Annotated in this window: 16 protein-coding genes, 1 other RNA gene and 1 pseudogene; 6 read left to right on the top strand and 12 right to left on the bottom strand. The window is 69.2% G+C overall.

Features of this window, described 5'->3' with window-relative positions:
- Window positions 1-370 precede the first annotated feature (370 nt).
- From MXD95_RS09100 to MXD95_RS09080, 5 genes are all read right to left on the bottom strand, one after another.
- Window positions 371-664, bottom strand: coding sequence for a Rossmann-fold NAD(P)-binding domain-containing protein (locus MXD95_RS09100; RefSeq protein WP_251078047.1), 294 nt, complete (start codon window positions 662-664; stop codon window positions 371-373).
- Between the two features lie 30 nt (window positions 665-694).
- A complete protein-coding gene (locus tag MXD95_RS09095) occupies window positions 695-1,324 on the bottom strand; it encodes a nucleotidyl transferase AbiEii/AbiGii toxin family protein (protein WP_250640110.1) in 630 nt (209 codons plus the stop codon).
- The gene (locus MXD95_RS09090; protein WP_250640109.1) at window positions 1,321-1,830 is read right to left on the bottom strand and encodes a helix-turn-helix transcriptional regulator; all 510 of its coding nucleotides are present in this window, start codon (window positions 1,828-1,830) and stop codon (window positions 1,321-1,323) included. Before MXD95_RS09090 ends, MXD95_RS09095 begins: the two co-directional genes overlap by 4 nt.
- A 250-nt stretch (window positions 1,831-2,080) precedes the next feature.
- Window positions 2,081-2,572: a DUF4037 domain-containing protein gene (locus MXD95_RS09085; RefSeq protein WP_250640108.1), complete on the bottom strand. Its 492-nt coding sequence runs from the start codon at window positions 2,570-2,572 to the stop codon at window positions 2,081-2,083.
- Window positions 2,547-2,936 carry a hypothetical protein gene (locus MXD95_RS09080; protein WP_250640107.1) on the bottom strand — a complete coding sequence of 130 codons (390 nt, stop codon included), beginning with the start codon at window positions 2,934-2,936 and terminating at the stop codon, window positions 2,547-2,549. Before MXD95_RS09080 ends, MXD95_RS09085 begins: the two co-directional genes overlap by 26 nt.
- A gap of 165 nt (window positions 2,937-3,101) precedes the next feature.
- Between MXD95_RS09080 and MXD95_RS28895 the strand changes: the two genes are divergently transcribed.
- Window positions 3,102-3,782, top strand: coding sequence for an antirestriction protein ArdA (locus MXD95_RS28895; RefSeq protein ID WP_250640106.1), 681 nt, complete (start codon window positions 3,102-3,104; stop codon window positions 3,780-3,782).
- Window positions 3,783-3,981: 199 nt separating this feature from the next.
- On the opposite strand, the gene MXD95_RS09070 is transcribed toward MXD95_RS28895, so the two are convergent.
- Window positions 3,982-4,593, bottom strand: coding sequence for a TetR/AcrR family transcriptional regulator (locus MXD95_RS09070; protein WP_250640105.1), 612 nt, complete (start codon window positions 4,591-4,593; stop codon window positions 3,982-3,984).
- 186 nt (window positions 4,594-4,779) lie between these two features.
- On the opposite strand from MXD95_RS09070, the gene MXD95_RS09065 reads away from it, so the two are divergent.
- Together MXD95_RS09065 and MXD95_RS09060 are read left to right on the top strand one after the other, a co-directional pair.
- On the top strand, window positions 4,780-5,337 hold the full coding sequence (locus MXD95_RS09065; protein ID WP_250640104.1) for an NAD(P)H-dependent oxidoreductase: 558 nt from the start codon (window positions 4,780-4,782) through the stop codon (window positions 5,335-5,337).
- Between the two features lie 496 nt (window positions 5,338-5,833).
- Window positions 5,834-6,640 (top strand): methylenetetrahydrofolate reductase, encoded by an 807-nt coding sequence (locus MXD95_RS09060; RefSeq protein ID WP_250640112.1) that lies wholly within the window; start codon window positions 5,834-5,836, stop codon window positions 6,638-6,640.
- 21 nt (window positions 6,641-6,661) lie between these two features.
- Here MXD95_RS09060 and MXD95_RS09055 read toward each other — a convergent pair whose 3' ends face one another.
- The 3 genes from MXD95_RS09055 to MXD95_RS09045 are packed head-to-tail and all read right to left on the bottom strand — an operon-like array spanning window position 6,662 to window position 8,176.
- Window positions 6,662-6,970, bottom strand: coding sequence for an SbtR family transcriptional regulator (locus MXD95_RS09055; protein ID WP_374121998.1), 309 nt, complete (start codon window positions 6,968-6,970; stop codon window positions 6,662-6,664).
- A 54-nt stretch (window positions 6,971-7,024) separates the two neighbouring features.
- A complete protein-coding gene (locus tag MXD95_RS09050) occupies window positions 7,025-7,222 on the bottom strand; it encodes a hypothetical protein (protein WP_250640102.1) in 198 nt (65 codons plus the stop codon).
- 45 nt (window positions 7,223-7,267) lie between these two features.
- Complete coding sequence (locus MXD95_RS09045; RefSeq protein WP_250640101.1) at window positions 7,268-8,176, bottom strand: hypothetical protein; 909 nt, start codon at window positions 8,174-8,176, stop codon at window positions 7,268-7,270.
- Between the two features lie 332 nt (window positions 8,177-8,508).
- Between MXD95_RS09045 and MXD95_RS09040 the strand changes: the two are divergent.
- A pseudogene (locus tag MXD95_RS09040) lies at window positions 8,509-8,853 on the top strand (site-specific integrase); the annotation flags it as partial.
- Window positions 8,854-9,914: 1,061 nt separating this feature from the next.
- Here MXD95_RS09040 and ssrA read toward each other — a convergent pair.
- Window positions 9,915-10,280: a transfer-messenger RNA gene (gene ssrA, locus MXD95_RS09035) on the bottom strand.
- Window positions 10,281-10,439: 159 nt separating this feature from the next.
- Between ssrA and MXD95_RS09030 the strand changes: the two genes are divergently transcribed.
- Window positions 10,440-10,913, top strand: coding sequence for a VOC family protein (locus MXD95_RS09030; protein WP_250640100.1), 474 nt, complete (start codon window positions 10,440-10,442; stop codon window positions 10,911-10,913).
- A gap of 52 nt (window positions 10,914-10,965) precedes the next feature.
- Here the strand turns inward: MXD95_RS09030 and MXD95_RS09025 are convergent, their stop codons facing one another.
- Window positions 10,966-11,631, bottom strand: coding sequence for a DJ-1/PfpI family protein (locus MXD95_RS09025; RefSeq protein WP_250640099.1), 666 nt, complete (start codon window positions 11,629-11,631; stop codon window positions 10,966-10,968).
- A gap of 19 nt (window positions 11,632-11,650) precedes the next feature.
- On the opposite strand from MXD95_RS09025, the gene MXD95_RS09020 reads away from it, so the two are divergent.
- Window positions 11,651-12,151: a YoaK family protein gene (locus tag MXD95_RS09020; RefSeq protein ID WP_250640098.1), complete on the top strand. Its 501-nt coding sequence runs from the start codon at window positions 11,651-11,653 to the stop codon at window positions 12,149-12,151.
- A 19-nt stretch (window positions 12,152-12,170) separates the two neighbouring features.
- On the opposite strand, the gene MXD95_RS09015 is transcribed toward MXD95_RS09020, so the two are convergent.
- Window positions 12,171-12,608: a THUMP-like domain-containing protein gene (locus tag MXD95_RS09015; protein ID WP_374121995.1), complete on the bottom strand. Its 438-nt coding sequence runs from the start codon at window positions 12,606-12,608 to the stop codon at window positions 12,171-12,173.
- Window positions 12,609-12,744 lie beyond the last annotated feature (136 nt).

The raw sequence follows: 12,744 nt of genomic DNA, 5'->3' as shown, positions 1-12,744 counted from the left end.
GAGTATGTGTTCCAGCGTGGGGCGCCGTCTCCTCCCCGACCTGAAGGCCGGGGCATCCACGGCGCGAATCCGGTGACTCACGTGGAGCATCCCGCGGCGACCGACGCGGTCGCGGCGGCCGGGCCGCCGAATTCGACGCGGTCGTTTTCTACGACATGCCCGGTGTGGACCCGCGAGGGCCGGCGAAGCCGGAGCGCCTGCCCCACGGTGTCGTGGAGGGTTTCGAGGAGATGACCCGTCGGGGCACGGGACTGGTCTTCCTCCACCACGCCCTGGCACCACCTCGACCTCGCGTCGGTGAAGTCGTGGAGGCGGATGCTGGACGACCGCGGATTCAGCGTCGGCGTGCCACCGGTCGGCCTCTGGCCGGTCAGTCCACCGGGACCGGCGCGGCCCGCGGGATCGGGGTGAACTCGTACTTCCAGTACGGCAGGCCGGCGTCGGTGGCCATCCAGACGTCGCCCGCCGCCCCGACCTCGAGCGCGTGGAGCACGCCATCGGCGATGTAGCTCGGCGGCGCGAACACGCGCCCGGCAATGCGGAGATCCGGTGGCGGCAGCGCGGTGTCGACGCCACCGGGGCAGATCACCTGTAACCGAATGCCGATCCCGTCGAGCGTTGGCGCGATCGACCGCGCGAACCCGATCACGGCATGCTTCGACATGCTGTCCGGATGGGGCAGGCCGGTCGTCGCTCATCCGCCGGTGATTTCCTGACGCCAGGTGTGGAAGAAGTGGCGTAGCCGGTCGGCGGTCGGGCTGGGCAGTCCCAGGTCGTCGTCGGTGAACCGGCCGATGGTTCCGATCATGTCGGCGAACACCTGCAGGTCGAAGCCGCCGTCCTGGGATTGGGCGAGGTGGGCGAGTTCCTCCTTGGTGAAGACGTTCGCCAGATCGTGCACGTCGGTGAAATCGCGCGCCTCGGCTCGGCCGAACAGGGCGAGGGTCTTGCGGGCCGCCAGGTCATGGGCGCTGAGTGTCGGGCCGAGTGCGGTGAGGGTGGGTGGTTCGTCCGGCGGGCTGTCGACGCCGAGATCCACGATCAATGCCTCACCGCCTGCCTCGACGACAAGTCTGGCGAAGCTGTCCGTGAGCTGGACCCGCCGGACGGCCCAGCCCTGCGAAGCCGCCGCGCATTCGAACGCCGCCGCCGTGTCGGGGATCGATGCCGTGGGCGGGAGGGCGGTGAACAGATCGACGTCTCGGGTCTCGCGGTCGACGAGATCACGTGCGATGAGCGCGGCACCGCCCGCGACCGCGAAGCCCACGCTTTCGGGCAGCCCGAAGAAGATCCGCGCAACCGCCCGCTGCAATGATGTGATCACCTGAAGGCGGTCCGTTCCCAGGCGCGCCGAATCGGGGCGGGAAGGACAAGCTCCGGCCAGGCGTCGACGAGCAGCGCCCCGTCGACGTAGGCGAGGATGTCCTCCGCCGTCCCCTCGCGCAGGACGATCTCGTACAGCCGGTGGCGCTGTCGGCGATCCGTAAGGTCGTAGGTCCGATCGGGGTCGGACCAGTTCAGATGGACCGGCAGGCGTACCCGTGCCAACGCCTGCCGGAGCGGGAGCCGGGGCAGCCGATCCGGCACGGTGAACGGTCGTCCTCGCCTGTCCACCACAATCTCGAACGAGGGCACCGGCACGGCGTCGAGCCGGAAGCCTGCCGCCGCCAGCAGTCGCGTCGCGGTCTCCAACGTCGGTGACTTCACCCCGTGCTCATAGGCCGCCAACGTCGGCCGCGACGTGTGCGCCCGCCGCGCGAGCTCGGCCCCGGACAGGCCCGCCTCCAGTCGCGCCGATTCGATCAGCCGGCCTGCCAGCGAATCCGCCATTCCCCCTCCATCACGTCCCCCGCCATCGCGTCCCCCTCCATCACGACGTTAAGCGTATCCGATGAGATACGCTACTCGTCTTTTGGTCTGGTCGCCGGCCACGGCGTGACCTCGGCATGAGCTCTGCCGCCAGGCGGCCCGAGCAGTCGAAAGATCTCTGTCCAGCGGCGCGGTGAACCTCGCAGCCCCACCGGACTGCCAGGTTCTCGACAAGCGAGGCCGAGGGCGTGTGCGCGCGTAGCCGCAACGCTCAGGCCCGGAGCCCGAGGAGGGATGCGTAGTCCCGGCGGCGGTTCGGTTGGGTGAGGACTTCTACGCTGTCGACGGCCTGGTCGATCGCGCCGGGGAGATGGCCGAGCGGGCCGTCGGGTCGGTGGCCGAGCCGGGCGAGGAGGGCTCGCAGCTGCGGATCGTTGATCGCATCGGTCAACGCACGGGTGAGGCGTTCAGCGCCGAGTACCTGGATGTCCCGGGCATGAAAGCGGCGCGGCGCGGGGTCGACCGGTTCAGCCAGACCAAGCCGGTTCGTGGCGTCGGCGAGGTGACGGGCCGCAGCGCACAACGCCGCTTCGCGCGCCCGCCACCGCGTCGCACTGATCGCGTGGCGCAGGTGCCGACCGACCTGGTCCGCGAGGGTCAACTGCGCGAACGCGGTCATCAGCCACTTGCTGTACGGGGCCCACCGGCGTTCGAGGAGAAAGGCGATCCGGGCAAGGTCACGGGCCACCCGGGCAGCGAGCATGCGCCAGATCCATCCCGTCGGCGGGGTCGACGCCGAGCCGATCGACGAAGAACGCCCGCGCCGTCGTCACCTCCACCTGGTGGTGTGACCACCGGCCGTGTCGATCACTGTCCGGATAGACGACCGGGAGACCGTCGAACCGAACAGGCAACCTCTCCATAGCAAGGTCAACCGGCGTGGTGTCAAAGTCGGGTGGGACGAACAGCTGCACGCGGGGGCCGAAATCGTGGTCCGTGGAGACCTCGTCGTCGAAGCCAAGCACCTCGGACCCCTCACCAAGCAACGCCGCAGCATGAGGCACACCTGGGACCAGCGGCCGGACCGCCTGCTCGTAGAACCGCCGAGAAAGATCGAGACCGAACACGGCTCCGAGATCTCCTCACGGCGTCCTGTCATGAACCAGATGACGCCATGATCCCACCGGCCCCGCCATACATCGCGCCCGTGGGGGTCCGGGGGGTCACCCCCGGGAAACATCGCGGCCCGCCGCGAAGCTGACCGAAAGTCAGCGAGCACGACGGGCCGGCTCGTGGGCCTCCTTCGGAGATACTCCAACCCCGCTCATGGCTACCTCCGCGATCTTCGAACTCTCCGCACCGTCCTGGACGAGATCGACAAAGGCCCTGCGCCCAGCCTGTCCGGCAACACCGGTCGCGGACGACGCACCACTGTTCGCAAGGTCACGGAGTGCGAAGAGCCCATCGTCGAGCGGGTACAAGGGCTCGACCCGGCCACCTGGACGCACGAGGACGGCGAACCGCTCTGCCCTGTCGTCGGGACCAACGGGTATGAGGCGGCAAAGCCCGGTGTCTGGCGGGACGGCGAAGTCGTACCGCTGGCCGGTGAGGCGGATGGCGACGACGCAGACGGCAGCGGCCCGTGGGTCTGGATCGCCAGCCTGGCGGACTACACCAACGGCTATTTACATGGCCGCTGGGTTGCTGCTGATCGGGATGCCGAAGATCTGCAAGCTGCCGTTGCCCGCATCCTGGCAACCTCGCCCGCCCGTCGGCACGGCGAGGAAGCCGAAGAGTGGGCGGTCCACGACTACGAGGGCTTCGAGGAAGATGTGACACGCGTCCTGGGCGAGTGGCCGTCCCTGAAGGACTTAAGCAAGGTGGCCAGGGGCATCCCTCCCCGGCCCCGCGCTGGGGAGGCAGGCCATGGATACCAGCAGCCTCCGCGACGCCTGCCATCCAGAGCCCCCTGAGGCTCGGTCGAGGACCAGCCTCCGGCGCGACCGCGCGCTGCCCCGTCGCCTGCGAACGGCCGTGGCCAGGCACTGTGTGGGCGGCACGGTGCTCGCAGCACGGCCGGGGACCGAGATCACGCTCTGTGGGGGCGAACGTCTGAGCTTCTCTGCTCGTGGTCGTCATGCCGTCGGTCATCGGGGTACGCGGTTCGTCGACTCATCGACCGGTACATCGACCCGCGTAACGGCCCGTGAGGTCACACCAGCCGGCCTCCACCCGCTCCAGGGTCATCCCGCAGCGCGTCAACAGGTGGTCGACGAGCACCGTCTCCAGATAACCGAGCAGCGTGTGCGCGACGAGCTCGGTGTCGCCATCCGCCTGTAGCTCGCGCAGCAGCATGCGGACGTGAGTCAGCCGGAGCTGGTACGGCGCAGCAGTGCGCCGGCGGTGCACATCCATGTGGGCGGCCAGGTACAGATCCCGGTGTGTGTGTTCATGGCGGATGACGGCCAAACCGAAGGCCTGCAGCCGCTCCGCGGGCGGCGCGCCCGGGCCCATCGGCGGCGGTCCGGAGAGGAACGCCGCCTGGAGCTGCTCCTCGTGGTGGCTGAGCAGCTCCTCCATAAGCCCCGTGCGGTCGCCGAACCGCCGGAAGACAGTCCCCTTACCGACGCCTGCGCCGCAGGCGATCTCCTCCATGGTCACATTCGCGATCCCGCGCTCGGCGGCCAGGCAGGCGGCCACCTCCAGCAGACGGGTGCGGTTCCGTGCAGCGTCGGCGCGCAACCGGGCCGTCGCGCCGGTCGGCATGAGGGTGAGGTCCGTCAAGCCGCCGAGGTCTCTCTTCGACGTGGAAGGGTGCGGGAGCGGCTCGGTCATGACTCAAGAGTAGCTCCCATGAGTGACAAACGGACCGTGGTCCGATACCGTGGCGCTAGACGAACCGCAGTCCGGTTAGCCGTTCACCGGAATCCCCAGCCAGCTCGCGTTGATCACACATCCTGGAGTCATGCCATGTCCGTACGCATCCTCGCCCTGGTCGGCAGCCTTCGTTCCGGTTCGCATAACCGCCAGCTCGCCGAGGCCGCAGTGAAGCACGCCCCTGAGGGGGTCGAGGTGGTGCTCCACGAGGGGCTGGACACCATCCCCTTCTACAACGAGGACATCGACGTCGAAGGCAGCGCGCCCGAGGCCGCGACCGCGCTGCGTGCCGCCACTGCCCAGGCTGACGCGCTGCTGTTTTTCTCCCCCGAGTACAACGGCACCACCCCCGCCGTCCTGAAGAACGCCATCGACTGGCTGTCCCGCCCGTACGGCGCCAGCGTCCTGTCCGGCAAGCCGGTCGCCGTGGTCGGCACTGCGTTCGGCCAGTTCGGCGGTGCGTGGGCGCAGGACGCGACCCGTAAGGCCGCCGGCATCGCAGGCGCCCAGGTTGTCGAAGACGCCAGGCTGTCCATCCCCGGCTCTGTGATCCGCTTCGCCGAGACGCACCCGACCGAAGACGCCGAGGTCACCGACGGCCTGATCAAGGTCCTTGGGCAGCTTACGGCGGCCACGCTGGAGGCCGCCTGAACCAGGCGACCCGAGGCGCGGGGCTGAGGGCTCACGCTTAGCCCCGCGCCTCGGGTCGACCTCACCCCGGGCCTGCTCCAGGCCGTACAGACCACGGAGGCGAGCGCATCAACGCTGGGCGGCGAGCACGGCAGGCCGGTCCAGCTCGCGCGCGGGAGCTGTTGCGCCCGTCGTCGCCGGACGGGCACCTCTCACGCCGCCGCGCGGACCAGATCACGAGGAAGGCCGGCTTCCCGGAGCCTGCGCAGCGCACCCGGCCGGCCGCTTCTGGGACGAGGGCGACGTCCGCGCATGGATCGCGGCGAACCGCCCACCGGAGGACACCGACCTCGGTGCCGAGTGACCCCGCTCTACTCCTGCTGCTGAACATCGCCGCCCACCGACACCCGAACCGGGGCCGTCGACGGATCGCGGTCGACTGGATAGGCGCAGCGCACCGTGCGATGCAGCGCAGTGACGACTGTGGTTGTGGGTCGTGGCGTCCTATCCTGTCCGGATGCGGGAATCCACGGCGGGTCACGAACATCCAGCACGCGACTTCGAGCTGATCTGCGAAATCGAACCACCGACCCGGCCGGACCTGACCCACGCCCGCCATCAGATCGGCGTCCTGAGCCCCGTCACCGACGCGTTCCTGATCCCCGACAACCACATCGGACGCGCGACCGTGTCGAGCATCGCCGTCGCCCACGAGGTGCAGACGATGGGAGGACGCAGCATCGCCTGCGTGAACTCCCGCGACCGTAACCTGCTCGGCTTCCGCCGCGACCTGCTCACCGCAGCGGCCTACGGCGTCGAGGAGTTCCTGTTCGTCCACGGCGACAAACCCACCGCCGGGAACCGGACCAGCGACCTGACCGTGCGCGCGATGATCGACGAGGCCCGCGCGGCCAGCGAGGATCCGGCCTTCGCGGACATGCCAGCGTTCCGGGTCGGAGCCGCCGCCGGCCTACGGCCACTGCCCACCTGGAAACGAGCGGCCGACTTCCTGTTCGTACAGGTCAGCTACTCGGTAGACGCTCTACTGCGCTGGCGCGACGCCCATCCGGTCGAACTGCCGGTCTACGCCGGCGTGATGGTCCTCGCGAGCGCCGGGATGGCCCGCCGCCTCGCCGCAACGATTCCCGACATCGACATCCCCGACGACCTCGTCCAAGCAGTCGAACGGGACCAAGCCGCCGGAGTCGAAGCGGCCTGCGACCAGGTGCTACAGCTACGCGACAGCGGCGCCTTCGCCGGTGTGCACCTCGTACCGGTCAGCCGCTACCGCCAGGTCGCCACCCGACTCGAAGATCTTCTCTGACCTCCCCGACCTCCGAAAAAATCAGTGATTGGTGCGTAGCCCGTCGAAGAGGACCGTGTTGAGGCGGGCGGCCTGGTCGGAGGTGGCGTCGGCGTGGCGCAGGGTGGCGAACGCGCCGGCGAGCAACGCGAACAGGTCGTCGATATCAATGTCGCCCCGGATATCGCCGGCATCCTGAGCCCGCTGGAGAAAAGTCCGCAGCATCTCGCGGAGACGGGCCGCGACCTCGGGAGCGGCGGTCCGGACGTCGAAGTCGGTTCCCGCCAGCGCAGCCTTGAGGGGCAGGCTCGCGGCGCCCTCGGCAAGCATGCGTTCCAGCATCGCCACCAGCGCGTCGCCGGCATCGGCCTTCAGAGCGAGGTCGCGGACGTCCGCCCGCGGCCACTACCTGCGGGCTCGAGCGATGAGGTAGCCCAGCAGGACTAACAGGCCGCCACCGACGACGAAGCCCGCGATCTCGGCCGCGGTCACCCATGCTCCATCAAGATAATCATTCGAGTCGGAGATGGCGAGGAAGCATACGACAAGGCCCAGCGAAACAGCGACGATTCCGGGCACGAACCGGGTCGCCTCGCGCTCCACCACAATAAGCTCCGATCATTCGAAAGAACGTCGTTCAGGTAATGGTCAGAATACTTCATGCCATGGTTCGGCGAGAAAGCTCCGGACGATCCAGCGAGCGATTGTCGGATGGCCGACGGAGATGAGCGCCGTTCCCTGGGGCACGCCAGGATCGGCGCCATGGGTGCTGGCGAACAGCACCGAGTTCTCGGCATGGACGGGCGCGCGGACCACCAGTCCCAGATCCACCGCGGCCCGGCCCCGCGACGTTTCGCCGCTCAGTACGACCCGGCCGAGTCTCGCGTGGTCGAGCACGCCGGCGCGGTACAGGGTGACACTGCGCCCCGCCAGCAGTTCTTCGGCGTGGGCGGGATTGGCCACGACGAGGACCTGCCCGTCGCGCACCGTGAACACCGTGGGCAATGTGTCGGTCACCCGCTGGCTGCCGGCCAGCACGCCGAACGCAGCCAGCAGCAGGCAGGCGACCGCAACCCGCCATGGTCGCGGCGCCGCTGCCCGCACGCTGCGCGTCCACCGCGACAGCGACCGCACGATCAGCAGTCCGACCAGCAGGGCCAGCGCGATGCGCAGCAGCGCGCCCACCAGGCCGAACGTCCCGAGGATGCTTCGGTAGTTGATCAGCGTGGTGGCAACCAGCGCTGTCGGGAACAGCGCCGCCGCCGTCCCAAAAATGATCATTCTGCGGCTACCCGCGCTCCGCCGCCCGCCGACCAGCAGGTAGCGCCACCAGTCCAGGGCGGCGGTGATGCTCTTGTCGCGCAGGTGCGACCGGTCAAGGTAGCTGGCGAGCACGATGTAACCGTCCAGCTTGACCAGCGGGCAGGCATTGACCACGCCCATCGCCAGCACGGCCAGGGTGGCGCAGCCACTCCGTGTTACCTGGAGATGGCCCGTGATAGGTCGGATCAGATCGTACTGGCTCGGCCTTCTGGCCGCGATCGGCCGCGCATTCATGCGGGAACCCCTCTCCCATTACCAAGCGCTACCACCTTGACAATAAATGTGTTCCACATCGCATCAAACGGAAAGCTCGGCGAGCATTTGCCACTGCGATCATCGTGTTGGCGTGGGCGCTCTCGCGCTGCACCCCACCGTCGCCCGCGACAACCTCGACTACTTTCGGACGGAATTTAATGCGAGGCATTACATGCGCATCATCAACCATGGGACACGAATATTGAAATATTCCCAAGTGAATCCCGGACGATTTCTTCGCGACTCGAAGGTCGACTGACCTTGAGTCGAATCGTGCCAGCGACGAAGCCAACAAAGGAGCGGTGACGCCAATGAAGATTGTCGCCAGGCACAGGTGCGGATGCCGCGACCCGCAATCGAAGCGGAAGTACCTGGCCGGGACGTGCCCCGACCGCGACAAGCGCGGTCATGGGTTCTGGTACGGCGAGGCCCGGGTTCCCCATGAGCTCGTGGCCCTGGCCGGGACCGCCAGGATCCGGTTCCGCGGTGAGACGAGGAAGGAGGCCGAAGCCGACGGCGACGCGAAGTGGGCGAAGGTCCGCACCGGTCAGCAGCACATCGGCCGGCTCACGGTGGCCAGTTATCTCGACGACTGGTTGAGCCGGAAGAACGCGCTGCGGCCGTCGACCCGGGCACGGTACGGGCAGTTCATCCGGCTACACCTGACGCCGTTCCTGGGCACCATGCCGCTGACAGGGCTGCGGGCGGAGCACATCGACGTGGCCTTGAAGCGCGCGGTGGAGACGTCCCGGGAGCGTCCAGGGCGTGCTATCGGCCCGGCAACCGTGAAAGACGTCCTGGAGATGCTCCGGACAGCGCTGAACGACGCCGTCCGGCAGCGGAAGCTCGACTTCAATCCGGCGCAGGGTGTTGAGCTGGCGTCGTACTCGACGCCGGAAGTTGAACCGTGGGAAGCGGCGGAGGTCGGCCGCTTCCTGGACGAGGCAGCATCCGATCGGCTCGCCGCAGCGTATGAGTTGATGGCCTTGCACGGGCTTCGGCGCGGCGAGGTGTGCGGGGCGACCTGGACCGGGCTGGACGAGACAGCCGGCGTACTGATCGTCCGCCAACAGATCACCCGCTCCGGATCTCGACTCGGCGTCTGGGCGCCGAAAACGAAGTCAGGCCGCCGAAAGGTCGACCTGGCATCGGTAACGCTCGGCTCGCTTGGCGCACATCGCCTCCAGCAGGACGGCGAGCGCGAGGCGGTAGGAGACACCTGGAACAACGGCATCCTGCCTGACGAGCAGGGCAGGCCGGTTCAGCTCGAAAATCTGATCTTCACCCATCCATCGGGACGCCATCTCGCACCGGAGTACCTGACCCGGCAGATGCAGCGGATCGCCCAGCGGGTCGGCCTACTCGGCACGGTGAAGGTGACGGCGAATACCGGCGCGACGTCCGTCCTCATCGGCACCCGCTACCGACCAGCTCCGACACGGCTCGGCTTCGATCATGCTTTCCAAGGGGGTCGACATCACGATCGCCTCGAAGGTCGTCGGTCACTCTTCGACGTCGGTCACCGCGAACCTCTACGCGCATCTGCTGCGGTCGACCGGCCAGCAGGCGGCAGAGACGGTGGCCGCCGCGATCCCCCGCACGACAGTTTGTCCTCACCCTGTCCTCACCACCAGAACCAACGGCGGCGGGATCGTGAAGCGCGGAGGCTTCGGGCCTGGTCAGGGGCCTGCCCGTAAAGGACAGACCCCCGCCAAACGAGTGGAGGTGGCGGGAATCGAACCCGCGTCCTCCGGCACCGAACCAGGGCTTCTTCGGGCGGAGCCTGCTACTTGTTTCTCGGCCCCGGCAGACACGCAGGCAAGCTGTCGTAGGCCCAGTCGCTGTTTGATGTTCCGTCTGGCCCCGCGACCGGGCTGGACGGTGATCCTCCTAGCGACGTCAGACCCTGGGCCGGAGGAGCTCCCAGGCTGACGGCTGAGCTACTTAGGCCGCGAGGGCGTAAGACTCAGCGGGCTGCGTCTTGTTGGCAGCTATTTTTTTGAGCGGAGCGTTAGCGAGATAACCGCTCATCCTCGACCCGCTTCCCCTGTCTCGACGTCCGAAGTCGAAACCGATCACCCCCAGGTGCGATGGTGCGCAGAGGCCAGTCTACCGCAGCTCGGTGCGGGCACAGGCGTCGACGCGGGTGCATCACCGCGGGCATGCCCGCCACCCTCAGACAGTTGTACGAGCAACAAGGCCCGTCCGGGCACCTGTGTCCGTCACCCTCAGGGAGAGCATCGTGGAGATCAAGGAACTGGGGCATCTGGTCCTGTACGTGCGTGACCTCGGACGGTCCGTCGCCTTCTACCGGGATGTCCTGGGCTGGCGCCAGGTCTTCCCGGACCCGTCCGACCCCTCCGGCGGAACGCCGCGGTTTCCCGCGGCCGCGTTCTCCGCCGGGCGCACGCACCATGAGCTGCTGCTCATCGAGGTCGGCGACGACGCGGCCGCCGTCCCGGCCGGGCGTCGGCTCGGGCTGTACCACTTCGGGCTGAAGGTCGGCGACAGCGACGACGAGCTGCGCGCGGTGCTCGACCAGATCCAGGCCGCGGGCGTCCGGATCGTCGGCGCCACCGACCACACGGTCACCCACAGCCTGTACATCCTGGACCCGGACGGCAACGAGATCGAGCTGTACGTCGACGTCCCCGGCGTCGACTGGAAGTCCGACCCGGCCCTGGTCGCCGCCCCGATCCGCCCGCTACGCCTGTAGTCGGCCGGCGTGTGGGTCGCCGTGCGAGTGGCCCGCCGCGCCGCTGGCCGGCTCAGCGGCGGAAGCGACTGGTGCCCCGCAGCTCCTCGACGAGGTCGGCGGGCGCGGTCTCGGGTGAACCCACGTCGTAAGGCGGGTGCGGGTCGTATTCGATGCCCAACTGGATGCCCTGCGCCCGCCGTTCACCGGCGATGCGGCCGGCGAGCGCGAGGGCCATATCCAGCCCGGACGACACGCCCGCCGCGGTGGCGTACTTGCCGTCGAAGGTGAACCGCTCGCGGCTGGGAACGGCGCCGAACGCGGCGAGCTCATCGACGGCCAGCCAGTAGGTTGCCGCCCGCCGTCCGGTGAGCAGCCCGGCGGCGGCGAGGATCAGCGAGCCGGTGCAGACCGACGTCGTCCAAGTGCTGGTCTGGTCCACCGCGCGCAGCCACCGGTGCACCGGTCCGTCGGCCATGTGGTCGCTCTGCCCGGGGCCACCGGGCACGAGCACGACGTCGGGGCTCGTCACCTCACCGAGGGACGCGTCGACGGTCAGGCCGAGGCTGCCCGTCTCGCTGCGGACCGTCCCGGCACGTTCGCCGACGAAGACGACCTGCGCGCCCGGCAGATGCTGCAACACCTCGAACGGCCCGATCGCGTCGAGGACCGTCACCCGTTCAAAGAGCAGGATCGCGATCTGCACGTCGGCCGCTCCCTGCCGCAGACGATGGGTCATCGGCGGTAACACTATGGCGATGACGTCGTCCGAGGAACACGCGGGACGGCGGGTGTGGCTGCTGCTGACGATGGCCGTGCTGACCGGGCTGGTGGACGCGACCAGTTTTCTCGGGCTCGGCCGGGTGTTCGTGGCGAACATGACCGGCAATGTGGTCTTCCTCGCGTTCGCCCTGGCCGGCGCGCCGGGACTGTCCGCGGACCTCTCCGCGCTGGCGCTCGCCGGCTTCCTCACCGGCGCCGCCCTGGCCGGACGGATCGGACGGCGGTGGCTGCCGGAACAGGGATGGCTACTGGTCGGGCTGGCCGTGCAGGTCCTGCTCCTCGGTGCGGCGCTGCTCGCGGCGGCCGTCACCGGGGCCGTCCACCCAGGCTTCCTGGGCACCGGGATCGCCGAGAGCGGGCCCGGCGGGTCAAGCGGGCATCTGCGGTACGTGGTGGTCGTCCCGCTCGCGCTCGCCACCGGCCTCGCCGCGGCCTGCCTGCTCGCGGCGGCCACCGGGTTGCTTTCCGAGGCGTAGACGGCCGACGCGCAGTGCCTCAGGTCAGCGGGGCCGCAGTGCAGACCAGGGCCCAGGGCTCGTCACGCAGGCGGGTCATCACGACGGTGACGGCGGGGCCGCCGGGGACCAGGTCGCGGCGGCGTGGCAGCAGGCGGCGGCGCAGGGCATCGACGTCACCGGCGAGTCCGCGGCGGCGGATCTCGAGGGAGCCGACCCCGCGGGTGCGCAGCAGGGCGCTCAGACGACGCACGTCGAACGGAAGATCGGCGTCGATGCGCAGCAGCCGGGCGAACGGGGTCTCGACCGGGCTGTCCGAGGTCAGGAAGGCGATCATCGGATCGATCTGCCAGGCATCCAGGCGGCGGGCGAGCTCGCCGACGAGGCCGGCGCGGGTCACGGCGGGGCTGGGGTCGTACAGGTAGCGGCCGGGCGCGGCGATCCGGCCGGCCGATTCCGGCGGGTCCGGCTCCCCCACCAGCGACGCCGGCTCCCACCCGGTTCCGCGCGGTTCCGCGGAACCGTCGCCGCGGCCGGCCTGAGGCGGGTTCGCGGCCCCCCGTGGGGGGGGGGGCTACCCCGGGTGCGCGGGTCCGGCGGGGGGGGGGTGGGTG

Origin of the sequence: Frankia sp. AiPa1, from assembly GCF_023243075.1 — a bacterium.
Lineage (GTDB): Bacteria > Actinomycetota > Actinomycetes > Frankiales > Frankiaceae > Frankia.
This window is presented reverse-complemented; position numbering and strand designations above follow the sequence as displayed.